This is a genomic window from Ruegeria sp. CK2 (assembly GCF_056536585.1).
The window spans coordinates 43146-67446 of sequence record NZ_JBQFPW010000021.1 but is presented as its reverse complement, the minus strand read 5'-3'; the positions used below and the strand labels follow the sequence as shown (position 1 = coordinate 67446).

General features: G+C 51.9%; 19 protein-coding genes and 5 pseudogenes. 12 read left to right on the top strand and 12 right to left on the bottom strand.

Annotated features, from left to right (window positions below; genetic code table 11):
• Positions 1 to 1867: S8 family peptidase (locus ACR0BU_RS22730; RefSeq protein WP_480739076.1), on the bottom strand; the 1867-nt coding region annotated here is incomplete at its 3' end.
• A 413-nt stretch (positions 1868 to 2280) separates the two neighbouring features.
• Between ACR0BU_RS22730 and ACR0BU_RS22725 the strand changes: the two are divergent.
• Positions 2281 to 2788 (top strand): annotated as a pseudogene (locus ACR0BU_RS22725) (transposase family protein); the annotation flags it as partial.
• Between the two features lie 11 nt (positions 2789 to 2799).
• Here the strand turns inward: ACR0BU_RS22725 and ACR0BU_RS22720 are convergent.
• The gene (locus tag ACR0BU_RS22720; protein ID WP_480739078.1) at positions 2800 to 4674 is read right to left on the bottom strand and encodes an Ig-like domain-containing protein; all 1875 of its coding nucleotides are present in this window, start codon (positions 4672 to 4674) and stop codon (positions 2800 to 2802) included.
• 787 nt (positions 4675 to 5461) lie between these two features.
• On the opposite strand from ACR0BU_RS22720, the gene ACR0BU_RS22715 reads away from it, so the two are divergent.
• The gene (locus ACR0BU_RS22715; protein WP_298938536.1) at positions 5462 to 5587 is read left to right on the top strand and encodes a hypothetical protein; all 126 of its coding nucleotides are present in this window, start codon (positions 5462 to 5464) and stop codon (positions 5585 to 5587) included.
• A 45-nt stretch (positions 5588 to 5632) separates the two neighbouring features.
• Here ACR0BU_RS22715 and ACR0BU_RS22710 read toward each other — a convergent pair whose 3' ends face one another.
• The 4 genes from ACR0BU_RS22710 to ACR0BU_RS22695 all read right to left on the bottom strand — a co-directional run bounded on the left by ACR0BU_RS22710 (position 5633) and on the right by ACR0BU_RS22695 (position 7844).
• Positions 5633 to 6451: an alpha/beta fold hydrolase gene (locus ACR0BU_RS22710; protein ID WP_298938538.1), complete on the bottom strand. Its 819-nt coding sequence runs from the start codon at positions 6449 to 6451 to the stop codon at positions 5633 to 5635.
• Between the two features lie 194 nt (positions 6452 to 6645).
• Positions 6646 to 7047 carry a GFA family protein gene (locus tag ACR0BU_RS22705; protein WP_480739080.1) on the bottom strand — a complete coding sequence of 134 codons (402 nt, stop codon included), beginning with the start codon at positions 7045 to 7047 and terminating at the stop codon, positions 6646 to 6648.
• Positions 7031 to 7528, bottom strand: coding sequence for an SRPBCC family protein (locus tag ACR0BU_RS22700; protein WP_480739082.1), 498 nt, complete (start codon positions 7526 to 7528; stop codon positions 7031 to 7033). The genes ACR0BU_RS22705 and ACR0BU_RS22700 overlap by 17 nt, the downstream gene beginning before the upstream one ends.
• Positions 7518 to 7844 (bottom strand): ArsR/SmtB family transcription factor, encoded by a 327-nt coding sequence (locus ACR0BU_RS22695; RefSeq protein WP_480739084.1) that lies wholly within the window; start codon positions 7842 to 7844, stop codon positions 7518 to 7520. Before ACR0BU_RS22695 ends, ACR0BU_RS22700 begins: the two co-directional genes overlap by 11 nt.
• Before the next feature lie 371 nt (positions 7845 to 8215).
• On the opposite strand from ACR0BU_RS22695, the gene ACR0BU_RS22690 reads away from it, so the two are divergent.
• Both ACR0BU_RS22690 and ACR0BU_RS22685 read left to right on the top strand, forming a co-directional pair.
• Positions 8216 to 8401: a hypothetical protein gene (locus ACR0BU_RS22690; protein ID WP_480739086.1), complete on the top strand. Its 186-nt coding sequence runs from the start codon at positions 8216 to 8218 to the stop codon at positions 8399 to 8401.
• 401 nt (positions 8402 to 8802) lie between these two features.
• Positions 8803 to 9327, top strand: a complete 525-nt coding sequence (locus ACR0BU_RS22685) for an outer membrane beta-barrel protein (RefSeq protein ID WP_480755763.1) — start codon at positions 8803 to 8805, stop codon at positions 9325 to 9327.
• A 214-nt stretch (positions 9328 to 9541) separates the two neighbouring features.
• Here ACR0BU_RS22685 and ACR0BU_RS22680 read toward each other — a convergent pair whose 3' ends face one another.
• Together ACR0BU_RS22680 and ACR0BU_RS22675 are read right to left on the bottom strand one after the other, a co-directional pair.
• Positions 9542 to 10171 carry an integrase core domain-containing protein gene (locus ACR0BU_RS22680; RefSeq protein WP_480739089.1) on the bottom strand — a complete coding sequence of 210 codons (630 nt, stop codon included), beginning with the start codon at positions 10169 to 10171 and terminating at the stop codon, positions 9542 to 9544.
• 17 nt (positions 10172 to 10188) lie between these two features.
• A complete protein-coding gene (locus ACR0BU_RS22675) occupies positions 10189 to 11232 on the bottom strand; it encodes a SpvB/TcaC N-terminal domain-containing protein (protein ID WP_480739090.1) in 1044 nt (347 codons plus the stop codon).
• Positions 11233 to 11869: 637 nt separating this feature from the next.
• Between ACR0BU_RS22675 and ACR0BU_RS22670 the strand changes: the two are divergent.
• Both ACR0BU_RS22670 and ACR0BU_RS22665 read left to right on the top strand, forming a co-directional pair.
• A pseudogene (locus ACR0BU_RS22670) lies at positions 11870 to 12023 on the top strand (DDE-type integrase/transposase/recombinase); the annotation flags it as partial.
• 156 nt (positions 12024 to 12179) lie between these two features.
• A pseudogene (locus ACR0BU_RS22665) lies at positions 12180 to 12296 on the top strand (IS6 family transposase); the annotation flags it as partial.
• On the opposite strand, the gene ACR0BU_RS22660 reads toward ACR0BU_RS22665, so the two are convergent.
• A complete protein-coding gene (locus ACR0BU_RS22660; protein ID WP_480739091.1) occupies positions 12273 to 12446 on the bottom strand; it encodes a hypothetical protein in 174 nt (57 codons plus the stop codon). The pseudogene ACR0BU_RS22665 and the gene ACR0BU_RS22660 overlap by 24 nt on opposite strands.
• A gap of 454 nt (positions 12447 to 12900) precedes the next feature.
• The gene (locus ACR0BU_RS22655; protein WP_480739093.1) at positions 12901 to 13635 is read right to left on the bottom strand and encodes a metallophosphoesterase; all 735 of its coding nucleotides are present in this window, start codon (positions 13633 to 13635) and stop codon (positions 12901 to 12903) included.
• A gap of 111 nt (positions 13636 to 13746) precedes the next feature.
• On the opposite strand from ACR0BU_RS22655, the pseudogene ACR0BU_RS22650 reads away from it, so the two are divergent.
• The 5 genes and pseudogenes from ACR0BU_RS22650 to ACR0BU_RS22630 all read left to right on the top strand — a co-directional run.
• Positions 13747 to 14073 (top strand): annotated as a pseudogene (locus ACR0BU_RS22650) (transposase); the annotation flags it as partial.
• 463 nt (positions 14074 to 14536) lie between these two features.
• Entirely contained in the window at positions 14537 to 16918 is a 2382-nt protein-coding gene (locus ACR0BU_RS22645) for an FkbM family methyltransferase (RefSeq protein ID WP_480739095.1), read from the top strand.
• A gap of 9 nt (positions 16919 to 16927) precedes the next feature.
• The gene (locus ACR0BU_RS22640; protein ID WP_480739096.1) at positions 16928 to 18775 is read left to right on the top strand and encodes a methyltransferase domain-containing protein; all 1848 of its coding nucleotides are present in this window, start codon (positions 16928 to 16930) and stop codon (positions 18773 to 18775) included.
• Positions 18776 to 19167: 392 nt separating this feature from the next.
• Positions 19168 to 19458 (top strand): annotated as a pseudogene (locus tag ACR0BU_RS22635) (DDE-type integrase/transposase/recombinase); the annotation flags it as partial.
• Between the two features lie 641 nt (positions 19459 to 20099).
• Positions 20100 to 21050 (top strand): FkbM family methyltransferase, encoded by a 951-nt coding sequence (locus ACR0BU_RS22630; protein WP_480739098.1) that lies wholly within the window; start codon positions 20100 to 20102, stop codon positions 21048 to 21050.
• A gap of 235 nt (positions 21051 to 21285) precedes the next feature.
• Here the strand turns inward: ACR0BU_RS22630 and ACR0BU_RS22625 are convergent, their stop codons facing one another.
• Together ACR0BU_RS22625 and ACR0BU_RS22620 are read right to left on the bottom strand one after the other, a co-directional pair.
• Positions 21286 to 21996: a tetratricopeptide repeat protein gene (locus ACR0BU_RS22625; protein WP_480739100.1), complete on the bottom strand. Its 711-nt coding sequence runs from the start codon at positions 21994 to 21996 to the stop codon at positions 21286 to 21288.
• Positions 21997 to 22532: 536 nt separating this feature from the next.
• Complete coding sequence (locus ACR0BU_RS22620) at positions 22533 to 23459, bottom strand: nucleotidyl transferase AbiEii/AbiGii toxin family protein (protein WP_480739102.1); 927 nt, start codon at positions 23457 to 23459, stop codon at positions 22533 to 22535.
• 30 nt (positions 23460 to 23489) lie between these two features.
• Here ACR0BU_RS22620 and ACR0BU_RS22615 point away from each other — a divergent pair, with 30 nt between their 5' ends.
• Positions 23490 to 24260: a hypothetical protein gene (locus ACR0BU_RS22615; RefSeq protein ID WP_480739103.1), complete on the top strand. Its 771-nt coding sequence runs from the start codon at positions 23490 to 23492 to the stop codon at positions 24258 to 24260.
• Positions 24261 to 24301 lie beyond the last annotated feature (41 nt).

Here is a 24301-nt window from a genome sequence, read left to right as displayed (position 1 = left end):
AACGGAGACCGGTGCTGTGATGTGAGTTCATGACTGTCAGGGTGTCGCTGACCTTAACTTCCTTTGCGATCGTGAGACGAGGTCTTGGCGCCTTGAGTTCAGAGACCAAAGAACTGGCAGCAAGCTCAAATCCGCGCGTATACTTATCTGCAACCATCACAGTTTGTCCTGCAAGGGCCTGGTTGAGGGCTGGAGCGAGGGCACCGCTGGCGACGATGCCCGTTTTGGCGAGAGGGATCGCTTCGCTTTTGGTGGTGTTGCCCTGGTAGACAACAAGCTCACCCATCGGATGCATGGCGTTGGCCAGATTCAGAAGGCCATGCCCGTACTTCGGGTCAACACCCGGGTCACCGAGATCTTCGGCTGCTTCGAACAAAATCTGAGCGATTTCGGGGGCGGTCAGGTGTGGCCACTGGCTCTTCAATACGGCATAGGCTCCAGTGACATAGGCGGCGGCCATGGATGTTCCGTCTTTATGAACGAAGCCGTTGCCGTCGGGGATGTTAATGACACGTGCGCCTGGCGCAGCGAGGCAAAAGTGCATTGCGACGCCACAGTGGTTGGAGGAGTGCAATAGGTTCTTGTCTTCACGGACCGCCACTACGGCGATGAAGTAACCGAGATAATCGTCCAGAACGACTGGAAGACCTGCACTGACTGAGACGTCGGGCAGGCCGCTGTTGCCTGCGGCAAAAACGGTCATCAAGTCAGCCTCTTTGGCGTCATTCAGGGCTTTAATCAAAGCTTGGAAGCGGGCGGGTTCAAAAAACGCTTCGAGCTCGGAGGCACTTTGGAAATCGGTGATTGGAACGCTGACACGGTTTTCATCGAGGTAACCCCAGCTGTTGTTCATGACGGCAGCCCCGGCGTTGATGGAGCGGTGTATGGCATCAGCCCACATCTCTGTAGTTGACATGAGCCGGATGTCGAAGTTGCCCCGTGCTCTTATTCCTTTGAAGATGACAAGCTCAGAGTCGAAGGCAACGCCGTGCAGGCCTTCACCGTCTCTCCTGCCTGCCGCGATGTTGGCAACGTGCGTGCCATGACCGTTAATGCCATGACCGTCAGGTTCAGAAATATCGTTTGGGTCTCCGACAAAATAGGAATGGCTGTTGTCAAAGTCGATTTTATTGTCGACGCCTGGAAGGTTGGCGAATTCTGGACTGTCGAGATCAATGCCCGTGTCCAGTATTGCAATCTTTACGCCCTGTCCTCGCCAGCCTTGAGCGTATCTTGTATCGGCTCCAATCAGAGACAAGGCATAGTTTTTGTTGAACTCCGGGGTTTGGTAGTAGGCGGGATCGTTAGGGCCGGGGCCTGGATCGACCGGATCAACTGGATCGACCGGATCAACTGGATCGACCGGATCAACTGGATCGACCGGATCAACTGGATCGACCGGATCGACCGGATCAACTGGATCGATTGGATCAATGGGGGCAGGTGATGGACTGGGGCTTGGAGAAAGTAATGGGTTGGGACCCGGGTTTTCGCCAGCGCCACTGCCCCCGCCATCATCTGCAAGCGAAAGTGCAGCTGCCACTCCGCCGAGCCCGAAAACGATCATCGAACCAACTCCGAAGGTCTCCCTAACGCTGAGCTCCGAAGGGGAAAAACGACGGGTGTCTGGCGCCCGGTCTAAGGTTTGACTGAGGTAGTCCTCCATAGTCCCTGGTCGGTTCAGGATAATGTATTCTTTCGCATCCTCGAAGGTCGATGGATCTCGCGCATGTTCGCTGACGAGAAATTGCAACGCCTGTTGATCTGAATAGGAGGTGAGTTGGCCTGCATAGATATTTGCAGAGACGGAAGTGGCCAAGGTGACAATGGCCATCGTAGTCAGGGCTAACGTCTTAAACAGGCGCATGATGATTACTATTCTTTAGCTGTTAAATTGTAACCGCTCGGTTGCGACTGCGAGCTGTTGATACCGATGAACCGCCGGACCCACGCGGCTCGCAAGTAACAGACTGAATTTATTGCGGATGTGGCGAGCCATTCGTTTCCTACCCAATACTGGGACGCGGCGGCCGCATTGTGAAATTCCCAAATCCTATACTTGAATAGGCATCGGCTATGGCACGGCCTGCGCCAGCCAGATTTTCATTTCACCAACACAGTCCAATGAAGATGCGCTCGCCATGAGGTCAGCGGCAGGGGCTTCACCACCTCAATCCAGCCGCAAAGACCGAATGAATGAATCCGGATCAATCCAAATTAAGGCGGTCTGCAATCCAATGGAATTTGGTCCGGTCCACCAGGGTTTGAAGTTGTGAACGATACCCCATTGGTTACTTTCATATCGACATCGCCGAAGTCAGAACCGAAGAAGGCAAGCTTTTCTCTTTGTAGCCATTGATCGGACGCCATCGCGCAGCCGGTGGAGAAGGATAATCGCAAGGCGGCGTGGGAGGTCTTTGAGCATCGGCTGACCAAGCCAAACCATCTGCGGACCAACGGTCAGGTTGAGTGCATGAGCTGCATAATCAAGGACGCGACCATTAAACGATACCACTATGACAGCCACGACCAGCTTTGCACACATCTGGGCGACTTCCTTGATGCTTAGAACTTTGCTCGCTGCCACAAGAGGCTCTCTGGTCTCACGCCCTACGAATACATCTGCAAAATCTGGACATCAGAGCCAGACAGATTCAGCCTGGATCCGATCCACCAGATGCCGGACTTAAAAGCTAGGCACAACCGCTACCAGACCGATGGGGTGGGTGGCTCCTGCTCCCATCGGCGTCGCAATGCACCATATGAAGGTGTCCAAGTCTGTCTTTGAGAGGAGCCAACCTACCCGAAGAGGAAGTCGTCTTCAGTCAGGTTTGGCACAACAACGCTGCTTAAGGTAATCGTACCGTGCCCGGATACAGAGACTTCTGTGTCTGAACCGCTCGATATGATGGCCAGATCAGAGTAGGAGATACCTGCAATATCAATTCTGATAAGGTCACTGCCATCTTGGAAGCCTCTTATCGTGTCGTGTCCAAAACTGTCATTAAAAACAAATTCGTCGCTCCCAGTACCGCCATACAGATAGTCATCGCCACCGCCGCCATAAAGGGTGTCGTTGCCAGCCCCGCCGTATAGTGTGTCATTGCCTTCGCCACCGTATAGTGTGTCATTGCCAACGGTGCCAAAAATCGTTTCGTTTCTTCCGTGCACAACAACTGAAACCGTTGCGGTGCTCTCCCCGCCATTGCCGTCCTCGACCGTATAGGTGAATGTATCCGTCAGTGTCTGGCCTACTACCAGAGCCTGAACAGCGTCTGCGCCGGTTGGATCATAGCTGATCGTCCCGTCGGTGTTCAGCGTCAGGACGGCTCCATGCGCACTCGTGGCAGAAACAGCTGTCATCGCGAGCACATTCTCCTCGACATCGCTGTCGTTGGCAAGAAGGGTGGCTGTATCAATCAAGGTCACAACATCTTCTGTGATGATGTCAGAATTTCGAGCAACACCGTTCGCATCAAAAATACGCGCCTTGATATCTTCATTTGGAGACGTTTCGCCCTGCAGCCCGTCCCAAGCCTGCCAGGTCACGACGAAGTCACCATTGGCGAGGGCTGTGACGCTTGGAGACCATTGAGTGTCATCGGTAAATTCATTGACCAGGAATTCACTGACGATCTCATTTCCATTTGCATCAAAAATCCGGGCCTTGATGGCATGTGAATCGGTATCGCCATGCTGCCCATCATTAGAATGCCAGGTGACGACAAAATGGCCATTGGTGAGGGCCGTAATACTCGGGTCATGTTGAGCGTTATTGGTAAATTCATTGACCAGGAGTTCACTGACGATCTCAGCGCCAGTCGCATCAAAGATACTGGCCTTGATGGCAAAATCAGACGTATCGCCTTGCTGCTGATCAAGAGACTCCCAGGTAACAGCGAAATGGCCATCAGCGAGCGCCGTTACACTCGGAAGCCTTTGAGGGCCATCGGTGAACTCGTTGACGACAAACTCGCTGACGATCTCAACGCCGGTCTCATCAAAAATACGGGCCTTGATGGCGGTACTTGACGTATCGCCCTGCTGCCCGTCATCAGACTGCCAAGTGACAACGAAATGACCATTGGTGAGCGCTGTAACGCTTGGCCAGCTTTGCACGCCATTGGTAAACTCATTGACGAGGAATTCACTGACAATCTCATCGCCATTCTCATTGAGAATACGGGCCTTGATGGCAGAACCGGACGTATCGCCCTGCTGTCCATCATCAGACTGCCAGGTAACAACGAAATTGCCATTGGCGAGGGCTGTAACGCTCGGGTAGGCTTGCGAACTGTTGGTGAATTCATTGACGCGGAATTCACCCGTGCCGACAATATCATTCATCGTGACAGGTGCATCGTTGACAGATGTAATATCAAGCGCAAAGGCATCGCTTGCTGACAGAGACCCGTCGCTGGCCGTCACCATTACATTGACGATGCCATGGAAGTTCTGGGGCGGTGTGCCCGAGAAGCTCCCTGCAACCGCATCAAACTCCAACCAGCCCGGCAGGGCCGTCCCATCCGTCAGCGTTGCGCTCAAGGTCAGCGCATCGCCATCCACATCCGTGAACGCATTCGCTGGCAATACAAAGCTCACGGATTGATCTTCTGCTGAAGACTGATGAGGCAATGCAATTGCCAGAACGGGTGCATTGTTCGTGACGGCCATTAAATTCTCCAATTCAATCTGGTGAGCAATTGCGGTGATCTCGTTTGCATGCTGAACGCGCCGATGGTGCGCGGGGACCTGGCTCTACGTTCCTGGCCAGCGTTCCCGCGTTTTGCTGTTGTGATTTTTGCTGTCTGATTGCCCGCAAATAGGTCCAGCCAATTCGTCTCGCATCCAACACTGGAACCAGATCACCGAATTGGAAAATACCGGGATTCTATTTTTGAATAGACATCGGCTATCGTAACATCCGCCGTCAGGCTCGCATCTTGTCAACACAGGCAAACCATACAGCCGATCAGTCGTTGCGAAAGCTCATGAGGTCCCGCTCAGCCGCCACTTGCCACCTGGTGTTGAATGTCCACTTCTCGCGGTATGCAACTTGCCGCACGACCGAAGGACCGAAGCTTGCTCGACGGTGAGTTTGGGCTCATTTGCCAATTCGGGCTGCACGGCAGAAGGGCGGGAACAACGAGGCTAAGCATCCAGATGTTCAATTCGGAAAGCGCCCCGCGCTTACCGGCTGTCAGATCGTAGAACTGCGCGACAAACGCAACCAGGGCTTTCTGATCAAAGAACCCTTGGCTGAATACCATCTCTCCAAGGTTACCATCTAACGCTACCTCACCGAAAACGGGACCTGAGTTCAACTACAGGAGTCTAATGAGACCAACTAGGTTCAGTGGTCGGCTCCGCGTTTTGCATGCCCAGAAACAGCCTTCTAGCAGCCCACTGTCTCATGTGGGCACCGACAACCCGATGATATGATGGAACTAGGAGACTGCAGATGAGAACAATCTACCTTGATGAAAAGCTTGATCAGGACACAAGCCACTGGAACCCACATGTCGCTGCGGACTACAATGAAAATGACCTACTGAAACTGCGAGATGACTGCTTAGAGCCAGTTTGACTGATGCTACACCGATGTCGAATGGCGTTTTTGTAGATGAGTCGCCTATTTGAGGAAGCTAAGCGTTTCCTTGAGAACGGCACCTGACTTTTCCAGCTGCGGCATGTGACCCACGCCAGGGATCGTTGCGAACTCCGCTTTTGGCATGAGTTTGTGCAACGCTTTGCCTCTATCGAGAGGTACCCATGGATCGTCTTCTCCCCAAACGATTTTCACAAGGCAGCGAACTTCGCCAAAGTGAGGTTCGACTTCCGCCGTGTATCGCTCGTCTGCTTGAGCGAATTGGCGATAGAAACTCAGGGCACCATCCTCTGTGATCCACGGAGCAACCAAAGCATCGTGGTCCGCAACAGCAATGTCATTGACCAGAGCTCCCGTGATATAGGCTGCGACGATCGCCTTGTGGATGTGTGGTGGTAAACCCTGAAAGGCGTCGACGTGCCGTCCCACGTGATCAAAGAAGTCCGATCCCCATGGACGCATCGCCACCACGTTCATAAGCAGATACTTCTCGAAATCACACCCATGCAGCAGATGCGCTCGCAGCGTTGTTGCTCCGCCAAAATCGTGGGCGATGACGCTTGGCTTTGACAAACCCCAGTGTGTCATCATTTCTGCGAAGACTTCACCCTGCACATCTAGCGAAGTGCGTTGGTCCTCCAACTTATCTGACTGGCCGTATCCAGGCATGTCGTACCAATGAACGGTAAAGAATTTCGCCAGTTCAGGAATGACACGATGCCAGGAAAAGGACGACCAAGGCCATCCATGCGCTAGCATAAGATCCGGGCCAGTACCGGCGCGTCCAGCAGCGACTGAGCCTGCCGTTGTCTTATAGGTTTCGTCTAGATTCCAACTACTCATTCGAACCTCTCATCTTACCAACACGATCTATCCTGAATTTGCAGAGTATTTACGCTAGCCGACGTTCAGGCAATCGGTAGGAACGGCAGTTTCGTCTCGCGATGTGGCTATCTGGGGTTCTTGAGGCGAAGGCCCGCGAAGAGCCCAGACTACCAAATGCAGCGCGCTAAATGAATGCCGGCGTTGTCCGTGAATCAACGTGGAGCCTTGACCAACTGCTCGCAGGGTGTATCCCATGGTTGGGCCATCTCAGAGAAAACAACGAATTCCGGATGGAACACCGAAGGATCGTTCAAAGTTGCTGCATGGATGTAAATGCGTTCGGGAAATCTTTCGGTTCGGCTTGTCATCGGGGACCCGCACTCAGAACAAAACCCTGAATAAGTTGCCGCCCCATTGTCGCTCGACAAACGAAATTCCTTGATCCTACCGATTGACTTGAATTTGTTGACCGGCACGGCGAAAGCCGATGAGTGACCGCCCCCCGTTGCTCTCTGACACTTCCTGCAATGGCATTTGAAGGCAAACTCAATCTTTGCATCAATCTGATAATTGATTGCACCGCACGCGCATCTCCCCTCAATTAGCCTTGACACAAACTATCTCCTGTTTCTCGTCTGCTATTTGTAGAGCCTCGTCCAATTTTCTGAAGCCGCTTGACCAGCCGTGGTGAAGAGATATAGCAGCACTTCGGTTCGGGAGTTTCTGGTGGACCAGCGTGATCTGGACGCCACCGCGTACGGGTTCAAACCAGACACTTACCAGTGTTTCCTTGTCACCAGTCAGCTCCTTGTCTTCTTCACTTTCCCATGTGAATGAGAGAAATTCATTCGGAACAACAGACACATAGCGCCCTTTGTGATGCGAAGATGCGCCTGATTGGGAACTCATTTTGAAGCGCCACCGCCCGCCGACTCTGACCTCCATTTCAAGCACTTCGGCGATATACCCGACCGGGCCAAACCACTGCTCGATGTTGGCCGGATCAGTCCAAGCGCGATACGCCTGATGAAGGTTCACCGCAAACCACTCTGAAACTCTTACCTCGTTGATGCCTGATGCAATGTTACGGTTCATCGGAGTCTTCGCGATTTATGAACGCTCCAAGGGATACAAAGTTGCTGTTCCAGAATGTCGCATACCTCTCGACCCAAGATACAACGGGTTGAAAACCTCTCTTTTCAAGTTCGATGAGGTGTTGCCGGCCGCGCAGTGTTCTACGGATCATTCCCGCCTGCTCAAGAACCTTCAAGTGCTGGGAGATGGCCCCTGGCGATACGTCATGATCTGCGCCCAATTGGTTTACAGTATTTGGCCCATCCAAAAGCCGTTCTAAAATCTGGCGCCTGACGGGGTGCGCTAACGAGGAAAATACTGTGTCAACATTCGACATAATTTATTTTTTCCTAAACAGTATAGATAAAATTAAATTATAGGTGATTGGTTGTCAACCAATCGTCTGGAAAGAATGCAGCCCATTGAGTACCTTCTCCAAGGTCCTCTATGTCCGCCTAGGTGCGGTTGGGGAGGGGGTTTGTGATCCCGCCTGAGACGGCAATCCCAGGGAGCAAGGAATTTGCCTCGATGATCATTCAACAGCTTGAAGATGGGCGCTTATGGTGTTGTGGGTGGCAGGCGTCGGTGCGCTGCGATGATTATGCTGGCCGCGGGCAAGAGTGCGAAAGGCTTTACCAAGACAATGAAGATCGCGTACCGCGAAGCACCTGCCGATGGACATGTTGGGCTGCTACGAGTTCTTCGGACATGCTGCGGATCGCACTGGATACGGATCGCGTGGTCGATCTGGGCAATGGGTTCAACCTGAAGCGCCGACGCGTGGCTGCGCATCAACGATTGGAACTCACCGGAGTTTCGAAAGACAGCCTGCCTTGGCTCAAGTCACTGGGTTGTTTCACCGAGATCCACCAGTACCAGCTCTGGTGTTCCTGACCGCAGAGCCAAGAGACTAGGTGCTGCGCGTTCTCACTGCGATCCAATCAGGCCACACTGTGGGCGAGCCAGACGTGATTGCAGCCGAATGAGGCCCAAGAGACCCGGAGGTGGCAATTTTTGTTACTGCCTCCTGCCCAACAAATCCCCCGGCTCATGATGTCCGGACACCTTACGTTCAGGCAGGCCTTCGGTTTGCCGATCAGCGATAGTAATAGGCTATTCCACAATAGTGCATCAGTATTGGCTTTCGATCCCAATATGACCGAAACCTAACTATACCCCCCTTGGTTACAGCGTGGCGCGGTGTGAATGGGGATTTAACTCTGACCGCATCACGCAACCGAAAATTTCCAAACCCAGAGCCGAACCGAGAATCACGTGAGTTTAAAAGAAAACCTATGAGCAAACTTGTTTTCTTAATGAGTGTCACCCTTGCAAGCCCCGCATGGTCACAAGACCATAGTGGGTTTTACCTTGGTGGCGATGTTTCCGTCTTTGAGACCAGATATGAAAATTTGACCATAGAGGGTGATGGTACAGCTCTTGGTATTCACGCGGGGTATAGATATGTCATCGATAGCTCCGTCTTTATTGAGGGAGAAGGTTTTGCAGCGACAATCAATGGTGGGACCAATGATGGATCCATAGATTTTGAGAATTACTACGGCATGACCATTGGTGCGGGGGCTTACCTGTTAAATAATTTCTATGGACTGTTTTTTGCCGGCATTGCGAATATCAACTCTGAAGACGTTGATTTTGGATCGCGAGAAGACGACGGAATAATTTTGGGTTTGGGCGTAGGGTACGACATCACACCTGAGCACTCTGTGGGTTTAAGGTGCTCAATAATTAGTGTTGACGGCACCTTTGGATACATCGACACTGATGTCTTGGCGATTAGGTACTCTTATCATTTTTAAGCGACTAAGCAGTTCATCGTGACCATCTGGTTTGCCCAAAACAGAGTACTGGACGATAGTGCGCCTTTTCATCAAGTCGTGGTGGCAAAATGAAAGCCTGACAGGCGCAGCGCTAACGATAGCGGATACCTATCCAAATATAGGATTTGGGAATTTCTCAATTCAACAGCCTGGTTCTATTGATCAGCCCCACTTGAGTGGTCCAATTTGAAAGTTAATGCATGACCGGTCTCTGGTCCATCTGGACGATGGTTTCCGGAGCCGGAGGGCGATATCCCAGAGCACTATGGGGTCGTTTGGTGTTGTAGTGTTTCCTCCATTCTTCGATCAGGATTTGGGCTTCTCGCAGGCTACCGTTGGCGTTCATGTTGCGAGTATTCGATCCAGTGTAAATCTCCAAGCCTGGTTCTGCATCGAAATTTCCGAAGGTAGGGTGGTCGATGTTGTTGAGCGAATCTGCCGTTCCCGGGGTAATCCCTCGGATCGCTCGCTTGGTAGTTGTTGTAATGTACGGATCGCCAGGGTCGCGCTGGTCTCGATTAAAGCGATGATACTGGTAGAAGGTCTGCCCAGTCACCGGATCAAACCCGGAAAACCCCTGAATAGTATTCCAGTTCCCCGACTGACTAGACTGGCTTCCATAGTTGTTTTTGTAGAGATCTCCCAAACCCGGCGGTAGCGGCCTGATCGAGGCAACGCGACTATTGTTGAATTGATAGGCTCGAATAAGCTTGGGATTGCCGGTTGTCACCAGAACTTCTTGACGTCCATCCTGGTTCAAGTCGAGAACCGTGATCGGCGTCTCAAACACATTGGGACCACCACCGACACGCTTGAACCACATTTTGTCGGCCGTATAGGTCAACGATACGGCTTACCAAGCTGCGTTCCACCGGTGATCCGGCCCCCACTAAACACGAAGTCCGATCCATATCTTTTGACCGTGCGCAATAGGCTGATCTTCGACTGCTCGGATATCGTGTAGTCAAGCTGGTAGGCCCGGATCTGCGTTTCCATGTCCCCCTCAAGCACAAGAATGCTTGACAGGCGAAGCTTTTGGTTTCCTATCAGCGGCGTCCCTGTGGCGTAGGTCGGGCGAGCGACATGATCTTCAAGAATTTCGTAGATGAGCCGCACAGAATATACGATTGTGCCATCCGGCAACTCATAAGTGATCTTATATAGACGCGGTGCGTAAGCTTCAGCGTGATGGTTCAGGTTATAGTGGTATCGAACAACGTTCCCCGACGTATCCTGAACCTGAGCTAACAAGTATCTGCTGTGCTCAAGAATCCTGTGCGCCGTGGTTCCCGGGGTCGAATTGAGCCCCCGGATGGCCCCCATGCTTCGGTAGTCAAGCTTCGTCCCGTCCTTACGCGTGACCTGAAACCAGTTTCCGTCCCTGCGGATCTTCAAATAGTTCTCGACCTGGGTCACAAAATGACCCCCTGCAGTGCAACTGGCGCTCGCTTGATCTGTCTTGCGCTGCGAAGGGTACGATCTCGTCAATTTATCAGTCGCAGCAATATCGTTGCACAGCAAAAGATCCTGCCCATTCAGCCGGTAGATGTCCTTGTCGCTGTGATAGATCGGGATACCACCGCCGAGTGAAACACGTTCGATAGAGGAAAGCGCACTTAGCCGCCACCCGGCCCCCATAACCGCATCCGGCGTGCCATGCCCGCTAAAACTGGAACTGTACTTCAGGTCCAGATTGGGCTCCAAGCCCCGAAACTCCGGAACCTCAATCGGAATCGAATACCTGAAGCCCCCATCCGAAAGAACTCTATTGGAGATTTTGATTTCTGGTGTCGCCAAAACACCGTTATCAGCCTGAGCCTGAGCCGTTCCTGCGGCGATCAGACCAAAGACGCTGAAACACGCGCCCCAAAATGCTTTAAACAACTACTTACCCCTAATATTTCACGTTTTTTGTTTTTGAAGAGGAGCAAGCTTTTTCTGCATTGCGCCCGCGACGTTGGTCGAAGATTTTCCCGTCAAACCTTGCTTGGCCTCTAGCGCGCCCCCTTGAGCAATAGCCCTCTCGAAAGACTGTTTCGGTGGTGCTGACGCAGTAGCGCCCAGCTCTTGGGTTTGTCCACATTTAAGACTGCCAGTCCGGGCATGGATCAACGGGGCAGACAAAGCCTGACCTCCAACAACCGCCAGAGGCAGAGTTTAAGAAGGCGATCCGGAGACGTTTAAGGACCAGAATTTGATGTATTCTGACTAAAGACCGAGTCCATCTTGAAAATTCGTCAAAGTTAAGAGATTGTTTCATCACGCAACTCGAGTTGTGGACGAATTTCCCTCATCTCGAACAAACTTGCCTTACGGCCTTGTTCCAGAGATAACAGTGCATAAAGCATGCCTGCTTTCATAAGACCGGCACCACCCCAAATTTTGTCACCTGATAACTTGGTTCTGAGCCTTCAAAGCTTGATAACACTTAAATTTTAGGTCTGGTTTGCTATTTTTGGAAAATACTGGATTTCTATTTTTGATAGGCGAAGCCTATCGCTTGCGCGGCTTAATCAATTGCGTAGACATTATCATCCAGTCCCGGCGGAACGCCAAGGCAGTCAAGCGATTTCTGCAGCGGTTGATTTAGCAATTCGGCGAACCCCGTGTCATAATCACAGATAAGTTGCGAAGCAATTTAAAGCCGATCCGCGATATTGCACCAAATGCAGATGGGACCGTTACTTCAGCTGATGGGCAAGTTTACACGCCACTCAAAAGTGCCGATGGAAACATCCGCACAAACAGCAACGGCGATCCGATCTTCAATACTCAAAGTGGGGGTTCAACTGCTCAGACAACACTGACCAATCCATCGACCGCTGCAGATCACCGCGCACGATCAGATTAACACTGTGTTTTGTCCCCGCCGCTATCAACTCTCCGCTGTCTCATGCCGCCACGCCAGAACCGATGCTTTCAGCCTATGGAACTGCTATATTGCCGAAGATGCGCACCTGAAAGGCAGAGGACCTACCCTTGCCATGCAGGCCGAGCGTCATGTGGCCGTTGGGATCACTAAAGCTCTGCGCCACGCTGGTCGGACGGTGGGTTCCGGGCAGGTAATCATAAGTGCCCAGATGGCTGTTCGAGCGCATATTGCCCGCAGCATCATAGCCGCTTGAAATCCAAGTGCAGTGGCCCGCGCCTTCATGTGTTGGCAGAATTCTCGGTCTACGAAGTCAGGCACTTCGATGACGAGATGCCATAAACCATTCGGAATGGTCATCTTTCACCTCCACAAAAAGTCAAAAGTGAGGGGGCAATCGGATCGCTATGCGATCACCGATGCAAACCCCTCAAAAGAGTTGCGTGGCACGGCCACTGGAGATAGACGATCAAGATATTCATAACTGACCGTTGGCAGAAAAACAGGCTATTTCAAGAAATTTGTAGCCACAGGATCAGTAACTTTGGGCCTAACTGCCGTCATTATCCGCGCTGGTCTGAACAAGTTTTTGAGCCCACTTCAGTCCTTAATCGGTATGTAATATTTTGCTCTTACAGCAGGCGGTAATTTGCTGCAACTACGCCAATGGCTGCCAGCACCGCTTAGCCGTCCATACCGAGAGCGAAATCGCAAAACTGAGTGTATTGTAGTGTCGCATTGCCGTTCGATATCTCAAGCACTCCGTACTGCGGTGCTTCTCTAGGAGGCTTGAAGCTATCCCAATCCCAAGCGGGGCGTGGCGCGGGTGCTTGAAACGACAGCGTACCTAACGTCGCGAATGGAACCCCACGAATTGCCCCACAGGTTGGCCTATGAACGTGGCCCATGAACAAGTGCTTGACGTTCGCATGACGACAAATGATTTCCAAAAATGAATCGCCATCCTCAAGCATGATTTCATCTTGTTTAGGCAACCCGAGCGCCAGCGGTGGATGATGCATGAAGATGTATACAGGGCGATCTCCGTTCTTGCTCAATAGGGTGTCCAACCAGTCTCGTCGCAGTTCACAAAATTGACCTGCGTTCGAGCCAACTTTGTGCGTGTCCAGACAAATCACTGTGCCGTCCGCAGCCTCAAGCGCGAATTGGATAAAATCCGGCATGGTATCATCGGGCAATGGAAGACGGGATCGAAGCCCACCCCTATCGTCGTTGTTCCCCATCATCGGATAGATATGCAGCTCAGACTTGGCGAGGTATCCTGCCAATGCGGTATAGTCACCCTCGATATCATCCCCAACCAAGTCTCCGGACAGTATGGCGAAATCGGCGTCCGCGTGATGAGTGTTTGCGTGATTGATGGCGGTGGTGAGCCGTGCGCGGGGGGTCGAGCCCATCGATTGTGCCCTCACTCTGAAAATGAGGATCCGACATCCAAATGATCTTGGTCATTCCAGACCTTCCTAATTGAATCAAACAACTGTAGTCAGCGGGCGACAGCCCCGTCCTGCCACACCGCGATCCTCGCGCGGGATGCCACCCCGATCATACCGATCCGAAAGAACGGACGGATGTGGAAAGATGGCGGTGCATTGGCCCGGTTCTGGAACGAAATACTTCGTGCCACAAAACGCTACGGACGAGACTTCTGTAAACGCTGGAGCGGCTACCATGCCCGATCCAGCGTCGAAGCAAAAATGCGTAGTCTCAAGTCATTCGGAGAGCGCATCGCCGCAAGAGACACCGACCGCCAGACCGCTGAAGTCCACATCCGCATCGCCCTCATGAACCACTTCTCATCTCTCGGCCAAGCCGAGATCAAATGTGTCGTATAAGCAGACTGGGGTAAGGGGAAGTCCGTCTGAAGCATGAGTTGCGCAACAACGCCGTTCCCATGGGGGCGAAGAAGAATAGGATATGACTATTTAACCATTGTTTATATGTATTTTATTTTGGCAATCAACCCTGATTAATTCGATTTGCTAACCTCACCAAACTCCTGCGCCATTCATTCAACCATAGATGGCGGGGTATTGCCAAGTCGGAGCTCTCCCTAACTATGAATAAACTATTGACGGAAATAGCCGAAATTGACCATGAAAAGGTTTGGGATAAATGGTCTTCATACCTTCCGTTCTACCAAAAATTATTAACTCCTCATCAGAACGACCCGATTAGGTTGCTAGAAATCGGAGTGCAGAATGGTGGCTCGCTCGAAGATTGGTCGAAGTACCTTCCCAATGCTGAGGCCATTATTGGTTGCGATATAAACCCGAAATGCGGTGATCTAAGTTAACCATGAAGTTGGAAAATCGCTTGGCTCAAAAGAATGGGCACTGGTTCGAATTCGAAAAGATGGGTGAACGGTTTCAATTCTGGGTCGACGATTCCCCTGACACGATTCAGAGTTGGATTTCTCAAAACGCTGACTTTTATGAAGCTGATGCGCTCGAACTGATGCGCGCCTCCATCCCTGAAGGAGCGCGCATTGTTGATGTCGGAGCAAATATCGGAAATCACGCCATCTTCTTTGATCGGATCGCCAAGGCCGAAAAGGTCTTTGTTATTGAACCCAACAACGACGTTCTAACCGAATTGCAAGTCAACGCGAAGGCAAACCAGTGTAAGGCACTGGATTTCTCTACAAGTGGTTTTGCCGTTGGAGAATTCACTGGCAAGGGGCGACTTGAAATTAGTTCCAGCGATGTCGCCATCCGAAATCGGGGCGGGGCTCAGATCGTCCAGTCAGACGCAGACGGAACCATACCGATCAAAAGGCTTGATGACCTACAGTTGGGTGAGGTTGATCTTCTCAAGATTGACGTTGAAGGAAGCGCAATGCAGGTGCTGGCTGGAGGAGCTTCACTGATCAATGAGGCTAAGCCTGTCATCTACGTCGAAATAGACTTGGTAGATGTACCGCAATTTACGGATTGGCTCCAAAGATGCGCTTATCGTGTCGAGGCCGCTCTGGAATATCATGCTTCAATTCTGAACTACTTGCTGCTTCCGACAGATGCAGATCGCAACTCTGCTAGAGCGTCTCAGGATGGAGGGAAAAAACGCAGCCTTTTGCCTCAATTAGCTGAAGAAAAAAACAAAGCTGCGCGCTCAGAAGAAACACTCGCTTTGGTTCTGGCTGAAAAGGAGGCTCTAGAAGATGAACTGGTCACAGTGGGACAAAATATGGCTCGCCTCCAAGAAAACCTGAACTTGAGGGCCGCAGAGTTCTCGAACCTAACAAACTGCGTCACACACTTGGAAAATGAACTGAAAATAGCACAACGATCCATCTTGCAGCGAGCCTTGCTGCGCAAAAATGGACGCCCCAAAAAGGCTCTTCGCCGCCTGTTGTTTCATACGTCTGGTCGCCCGCGGGGAATATTCAGAAAATATCTGATTTCTGAAGATGGCGTTCCGCACTCGTTTTTCCATGACTGGATGACCTCAGTGGAGTACTTGGCGCAACGGGATCTTTGCCAACCCCAGAAGGTGGTCAAAACGCAGGAGGCGCCCGCGCCCGCCATTTTCAACGATGACTCGCCTTCGTTTTCCGACTTGCCCAAACGTGCTTTGATCATTGATGCCTCGTTTCCAAACCCAACGCGGGACAGTGGATCCGTTGATGCTGTTAACTACGTCAACTGGCTCTTGTCTTTGGGTTTTGAGGTTGACTTCATAGCCCTTGCGCCTGACGTCGAGAATTACGATGACAGCGCAATACGGGCGACCAAAGCGTCGCAGCTTCGCTTTTCCAGCAAGGAAGAAATAAACAAACATATCCGTCAAAACGGGAAGAACTATAACCTCTTCTTTCTGTCTCGAGTTTCTTGTGGTGGTGCCTTCTTTGAAGAATGCCGTATTGCCAACCCGGTTGCGGCAGTGGTTTTCAATACCGTCGATCTTCACCACATTCGCGAAATGCGCGAAGCGCAGATTGCGAATAGCCTCTCTGGCGCATATGCGGCACAAAATACACGCGATCGAGAACTATATCTAATACGGCAAGCTGATCTGACAATTGTTGTATCCGAATTTGAAAAAGACCTTCTGGATAAATTTGTCCCAGGCGCACGTGTTTCGGTCATGCCTCTATATCGTGAATTGCCCAGCAGAGTCTCCGGTTTCGAGAGCCGAAATGGAATTGGCTTTGTTGGTGGCTTCAAACATGTCCCAAATATTGATGCCATAAAATACTTTCTGAAGGAAATGTGGCCGCTGGTCAGAGACAAAGCACCAAACGCAACGTTTTCGATTGCTGGTAGCGATTTGCCGGAAGACATCGCAAACACTCTGCCTGAAGGTGTTTCCTACATCGGGCATGTCGAAGATCTCACGGAGTGGCTTAATGGCCTGAAAATGACAGTCGCTCCGTTGCGATATGGCGCCGGAGCCAAGGGTAAAGTCGCGTCCAGCATCTCGCATGGTGTCCCAGTTGTTGGAACAAAAATTTCCTTCGAGGGAATGGGGCTCGTAGATGATGCAGTCATAGCCACTGATGATCCAGCAGATTTCGCAAGTGCAATCGTTCATCTGCTTGAAGATCAGGCACGTTGGGAAACCATGTCTCAGAAAGCAAAAAGTTTTGGCCAAGCCAATCTAAGCGTGGAATCTGGCCAGATAAGGTTGGAGCAGGTATTCAAAAACGTCCGCTTGAGATCGTCACAAGCGCTACTTTAGGATCAAGAGATGCGGTTCTTTACTATTTGTTCGCGAAACTTCTTGGCGCAGGCGATTACTCTCTACGAGAGTATTTCGCGACACCACCCGCACGCGGGGTTTTCTGTTGCGCTGTGTGATGAAATCGGGAGCTTGGCTACCAACGGCTTTCCCTTCGAAGTCATAGCATTGGAAGATTTGCAAATTTCCGCTCTTGATCAAATGATCAAGCAGTACAACATCACGGAATTGAATACAGCGATCAAGCCATTTGTTTTCGATTACCTGTTCCAGCGGGAACCAAGAGCGGAAGTTGTTTACCTTGACCCTGATATTCTGGTTGTCAGCCCTCTTTTGGAGTTGCAGGAAGCCTTCGAGCAAGGCGCAGACTGTATTTTGACGCCTCACATGACAGAACCCTGCGAATGGGCTGAAATGAATGAGAGACAAATCCTGCAATTTGGCGCTTATAATTTGGGATTCCTTGGACTGCGCGGCACAGATGAAGTTGTGCAAGTCTGTCGCTGGTGGGCTAGACGGTTGGAAACCGAATGTGTCATCGATCTTGAGCAAGGATTGTTTGTTGACCAGAAGTGGGCAGGCCTGCTTCCTTGCTTTATCGAATGCACCACAATTTTGCGGCATCCGGGTTACAACGTCGCGTATTGGAACATGTCGCATCGCCGCGTTACGAATGAAGATGGACATTGGTCCGTGAATGGAAAGCGGCTGCGGTTCTTCCACTTTAGCGGCTCGGTGGTCTCTGAACCCACCACATTCTCCCGTCATAGCGGTTTTTATGTAAAAAACGGTCTGAGGGATTTGGACGACCTGTTTGCCGACTATTGCCAAACAGTTCAGAATAATGGGTTGGCCTACTATCAGAAAAGATACCCGTTCTCATACAACTGGAACAATCCGCTGGGGAATAACGAACATACACCTCAAGCGATGGTCAGCGGGTCGGAAGGGGGCGGCACCGCTTTTCGGATCGCAGACCCTGATGCCACTTTTCCCAACCTGCCTCTGTTACGCGCATCTTCATTGCAAGAGTTTGAGAAAAAGTCGGAAACCATCGAATTGATAGAAGGTGAACGTCGAGCAATCGAAGACAACCTCGTCCCGGCCGATGATGTCTTCAGGATCGATGGGTACTGTGTCGTTTGCGGCGAACCTCATTCGATGACTGTTTCGTCCATGTACTCCTCTGGAAAATTCAGCGATGGTCGGCCTATTCCAAATTGGCGCGAACATGTGAATTGCGAAAAATGCGGGTTCACAAATCGCCTTCGGGCGACATTGCAGGTTCTTTACCAAGAACTTGCACCCAATGCCGATGACCATATATACCTTACCGAACAAAAAACCCCCTTGTTTGAATGGTTCAAGGAACGGTACCCACATGTAAGCGGTAGCGAATATTTTGGTCCTCCTCATAAGGGGGGAGATTTGATTGACGGGCTCCGGAACGAAGATATCCAGAACCTGAGCTTTGATGACGAAAGTTTCAGCCTAATAATTTCGCTGGAAGTTCTAGAACACGTCCCCTTCCCTGACCGAGCTTTTCGAGAATTGCGCCGGTGCATGAAGCCGGGCGGGCGAGCTCTTTTGACCGCCCCTTTCAAACAGGGGGCAAATGAAGACGAGATCCGGGCGCACCTCACGGATGAAGGCGAAATTGAACACCTTATGGAACCGGAATACCACGGGAACCCAATCGACCCAGACGGGGGGGGCCTGTGTTTCCGCTACTTTGGGTGGAACGTACTAGAAGACCTTAAAGAGGTGGGGTTTTCCAAGGCTGAAGTCGTGACATACTGGTCACGCCAGTACGGGTACCTCGGAAATACCAACGTCATCATAATCGCACATGCATAAACCCGGTTTCCGGCCATACCAGTCGCGATCAGGAAACTCATTTCCTGCCCGCGGTTGGGATGATGTTGATCAGTGCACCACCGTTGTCACTGTACCCTAATTAACTCAGGGCTGACTGGCATTACATCCAACACTAGCCGCTCTACCTCCAACGGCGTCAAGACAATGTTGAATATGGAACCTCACGCCTTGCTTCAGCGAAAGCGGCCATTCATGAATCTTGCAGCATCGGTCACTCTAGGCTGATAGTGTTGAAAAACTCCATTTTTGACGGAAGGCGTTGAAAAATCCAGCCGTTGAAAGCCGGTCGAAAATTTTAGCCAGAGGGTCGGCCAAAGCACGGCATTGCCGTCGTGTCGCGCGCTCATGGCCTTCTCCGTCCAAACTGGGGCGACTTTTCCTATCTGAAGGTGATCGGCTGGGGTTGCTTCTATCTGTCGACCATCCTCGATGATTACAGCCGCTACATCATCGCCTGGAAACTCTGCAGGACGATGAAGGTGGGCGATGTGACCGACACGCTGGATCTCGCGTTGCAGGCTTCGGGTTGTGACCGTGCGACAGTCGTTCACAAGCCACGGCTGCTCAGCGACAACGGGTCCAGTTACATCTCCAGCGAGTTGGCCGACTGGCTGGAAGATCAGCAGATGGATCATGTTCGAGGGACGCCATACCATCAGCAAGGGATCGCCGCATTTCTATAGTTATTGGCTATTCTAAGATAGCACTTCGGTATTGGTCCCCGAGGGTAGTATGACCGATATGTATAGAAATCCCCTCGGGTACAGCGTGACCTGGAGTTAGGTGAAGCTTTATCTAACCGCGTCACGCAACTCTGGAACTTATTATTTCGGGTCAGTGACGGAAGGAAAAAGACGCACCTAAGCTAGTGGTTCCCCTGTCAAACGCACAAACACAGCAACCTTGCTGGCTCCAAACCTTGAGATGCGTTGATGCTCATTGATGGGGCATCTGCGTCGTAGACTGCTTGGAGAACAAATTCGGGTCCGGGATAGAGATCATTATCCTTCCGCTAAAGAACGCAACTCATGGTGAAAATGCACAACGCACTCAACATATCGATTCCATCGCTGAGCGTGGCAGAATGAGGTGGCAAGCTGAGACGGAAGACAACCAGCGATCTCGGGTTGAAGCCCAGATCGCATCAAGGGCGTTCAACCGCATGACATTTCTCGGTCGTGTGGAACATGAGCACGCCTTCTGAAGTGATGGGTTAAGGGTCAAATTCCCTGCAATTCTAATTCATGAAACATGGTTGGGATAATTGAGAAGGCAATTGTTTAAGCGCGCCAAGGAGAGAACAATGCGAGAAATCACTCGGGAGGTGCCCGAGCAATTGGGTTCGTCGATCCAAACCCGATATGGCCCGTTTTTTATCCCAAACGGGAACGACCTTATATCGGAATCGTTACGCAAGTATGGTGAGTGGGCTCAATCCGAGCTTAATATTCTTTGCGATTTTCTAAAAGATGGAGATACAGTCGTTGATGGCGGAGCTTGTTTTGGAACGCACTCACGCGCGTTTTCGCACGCCGTTGGTTCGAACGGCCAAGTCATCAGCTTTGAACCCATTACCAAGAACCGCCAGTTCTTACAACTAAATGCAAACGCCTCCCCGGCCGCCAACATCGATGTGAGGGCAGCCGCTTTGGGAGCACAACCAGGTACAGGCCAAGTTTCCCAGGCTTTTGAAGACAATGCGGGGGGCACCAGAATAGCGGCTTGCGAAACAGGTGGTACAGTTACAGTGGTGCGCCTCGATGACGAGGTTCTTGGACAAGTCTCCTTTATTAAGCTTGATCTTGAAGGGTCTGAACTGGAAGCATTGCAAGGCGCGAACAGAATTCTTTCTCAGGACCGACCTGTTGTGTTTTGTGAGGTATTAGATCTGTCCGGCGGGGCGCAGATATACAAGTATATGTCCGAGCGAGGGTATATTAGCTACGGTCTGATCACGCTGGCGTTTCGATCTGAAAACTTCAACAAATCGGAAGAGAATATTTTTTCTGATGGTGCCGAGTGCGGTCTGCTTTTTCTGCCAGCAGAGAAGTTAGAAGTGTTTTCAGGACCTATAGAGAAGCACCTCTTACCTGAGATCAAAACACTGGATGACCTAGTGTTGTTACTACTGCAACAGCCTCAGTATTGCCAAACAACGCTTTCAAACCAAAGCGCGGCTTCCATCCTGGAAGTTCCCAATGTGCGTTTTGAATGCGCGTCGCCGAGAACAGGACCTCAAACAAAAGATAATTAAACGGGACGCCCTTGTAACGGATCTCGAACAAAAAGTACTAAGCAACAAGAACAAATTGTTGGCGTTGCAAAACAAGGTTTATTCCGAGGCTTCGGAATTGGTGCCTTTGCTGGAGCAGTGGAGAGAAGAAAACGACTACACGGTTCGATTGGCCAAACGTGTGCGTAAGTTACCATTTGCATTGTATTTCAGGATAAACGCCAAACATCGCCGTGCTACTAGGAACCTGCTAAAGTCAACCGGTGGGCCTCATCCATACCCCGTGCAGACGCCAGGTTTGCATAGCCATGCGCTTTGATGAGATCCCGTTCACGCCGTTTCCTGATTGATAGGCTTTAGCCAGCTCGAAGAGGCCCAACGGATTGCCAGCTCCTCCCGTGCGCGAAAAGTTTTCGACAGCAGTCTCATAACTCTGTTCAACACCTTCGCCATCGCGATAGGCCTGACCCAGGTAGTTGATTGCCGCCACGTGGTTCTGCTCAGCGGCTCGCTTCCAGTAGGTCACGGCCTTGGCAGTATCTTCGTCAATTCCTTGCCCATCTGCTAAAAGCAGCCCGCAGTTAAACGCGCTGTTGGCATCGCCGGACTCGGCCGCCGCACAAATCAATTTCGCTGCGCGCTGGTAGTCTTGAAGAACCAATTCGCCATTCAGATACATCAAGCCGAGCCGGTTCTGCGCGAGCGCGCTCCCCTGATCGGCCGCCGCGCTATAGAGCTCGACAGCGCTGCGCATGTCACGCTCAGTTCCCAGGCCCATCTCAAACAGACGCCCGATGAAGAACGCGCCGTCCGCGTCACCGTCGTCAAAGCCGGCCTGAAACTCCTCGACAGCGCCGGAAACATCGCCAGCTTCAAGGGCAACTATGCCCGCTGGAACGTCCGCAAGAGCAACGCACGCGAGAGATACAGACACCGCTCCGCAATAAGCGGTCTTCAAAATGCGCATTTCGTAACCTTTTGTTTATGCGTTTAGCAGGGGAACATTAACTGTTTACGTCTCGCTTCCCTTTAGTCACTGACCTGGAACCGAAAATTCAGACGATGCGTGACGCGGTTAGGCAAAAATCCCATCCACACCGCCGCGTCACGCTAGCGCCTCAGGGAGTGTCGATACTTATCGGCTATATTGCGCCCGGGAACCAATACTGAAGCGCTATTTTAGTATATCCAAAAGCTATCGATAGGCGATTGGAGGATTGCTCTGCCGGCTTGTTTGGGACTGGTTCGAATTTGTCTGACGGCACCACCGCCCCCAAAACATTTGGAACGTAGAACATTCCGGCGCGGGATGACTGGTTTGCGTTTCTGGGTGGGCCGATAGAGCATTCAGCCGACCCCCGGTCTTAATTACCACACGCCTCGTATTGAGATTTTTGAGAGTGCAGCCGAGCTTTACGACACGTTGGGTACTCGTCGACACCTACGATCATTCATGGTGCAATAGCGACAAATGCGATGGTGCAGACTATTCTACTGCACATTTTAACATCGACACTGGTGAAGAGCTTCACGAACCCCCAGAGCTCGTTTAAGTACATTCCCAGGGCTAAAGCCGATGCGCTCTGGGCCGCTGAGAGAGAAAAGTGGATGGCTGAGTGCGCAGCACGCAAAGAACGGGAAAAACACATCTTTGAAATCGAGGAGACGTTGGCGCAAGCCCACCTGTCGTGCAGTTCGAATTAACGTTGCACGACCGACGCGCGCGCAGATAGGTTCAAGCATCGCCCAGATATCGTCGACGACGTCCGCGAGGCTCATGTCTTCGATCTCGGTGGCTTCGGAGTAGGTGCGCCACTGGGCAGACTTTGTCGCGTCGCTGGCAAATGCCTCGGACAAGCCTGGCGGTCGTTCTTTCGGCACTTCCGTTTGACGTCGCTCAAAGGTTTTCTCAATGCTGGCCTGCAATTCGTCCATATTGAGATCGACGGCCTTCGGCAGCGCCCATAAGTCGTAGTAATCCTTCATCCGACCATTGATGATACCGAGTGTCACGATGGCCTGGAATTTCTCAGCGATGACCGTTTCGGGGGAGTAGGCGCGCACCGCTGCCGAGGGAAAGTCGAGCAGTGAGCCGTAGTCGAGCTTTCCAAGCGCGTCTCCGAACCCGACATCGATCGTGATCGGAATCCGCGTCTTTTCGAGAAAGGCAGTCGTCTTCAGGCGCATGCCGCCGTAGACCTGATCGTCCCTGATCGGTGCTGCTGTAAGGTTGGCGTCGTCAAAGATCAGGCCGTCATCTGTGTCGATTGCCAGAATCTCGGCAATGGCCGCCTTAAGGGTTTCCTCGTCCTCAGCACCGAACGACAGGAAATCTACGTTCCTGGTAAACCGGCCTCTGTCCTTGGTCCAAAGGGTCACAAGCATACCGCCTTTCAAGACGAAGCGGCCGGCACACCGCAGGAATTGCACAAGTGCGATAAAACGGGCGCGGTCACCTCATTGGTTCCGCTGACGATCGAGAACCGCCTGTTCTATCGCAGTGCTGACACCGTGATCGAAGATTACCCTCGTCTCGCGCCCATGCGCAATGCAACCTCCGGTTCGGTCGCATTGATCGCTACCCGGCCGAAGCAGGTCTACGGCGGGGAGGGTGAGTTGGTTCTTGAGCGGCGGATGGTGCGTCCAGCGAAGAAAAGCTTCCTGACCGAAGAGGCGTTTGAGCGGTCAAACTGGGAGCCCGTAAATACTACCACGTTTCGGGCTCTTTGGGATGCAGAGGTTGCCGAGCTGCCCGCTACGGAGACACGCCAACTTCATCTGCTGACCGGGTTGATCCTGCCGATCTGGACGGAGATTCCGGGTGACAATACTCGCATTTATCGGGTGCAGCCGGAGGAGGGGCCTGCCTTGCTCGGCCGCGCGCTCGATGAGACCCAGGCATCAGTTCTGCGCGGCAAGTTTATGGACCTTGATGCGGCTACACCAACGGACATGCTCCGGATCCTGTTGGATACGGATCGGGCCGTCGAACTGGGCAATGGGTTCAGCCAGAAACGCCGCCGCGTGGCCGGGCATCAGCGGTTGGAACTCACCGGAGTTTCGAAAGACAGCCTACCCTGGCTCAAGTCGTTGGGTTGCTTCACCGAGATCCACCAGTACCAGCTCCGGGTGTTCGTGCCAGCAGAGCCAGAAGACCAGGCGCTGCGCGTTCTCACTGCAATCCAATCAGGCCACGCTGTGGACGAGCCAGGCGTGATTGCAGCCGAATGAGGCCCAAGAGACCCGGAGGTGGCATTTGTTACTGCCTCCGG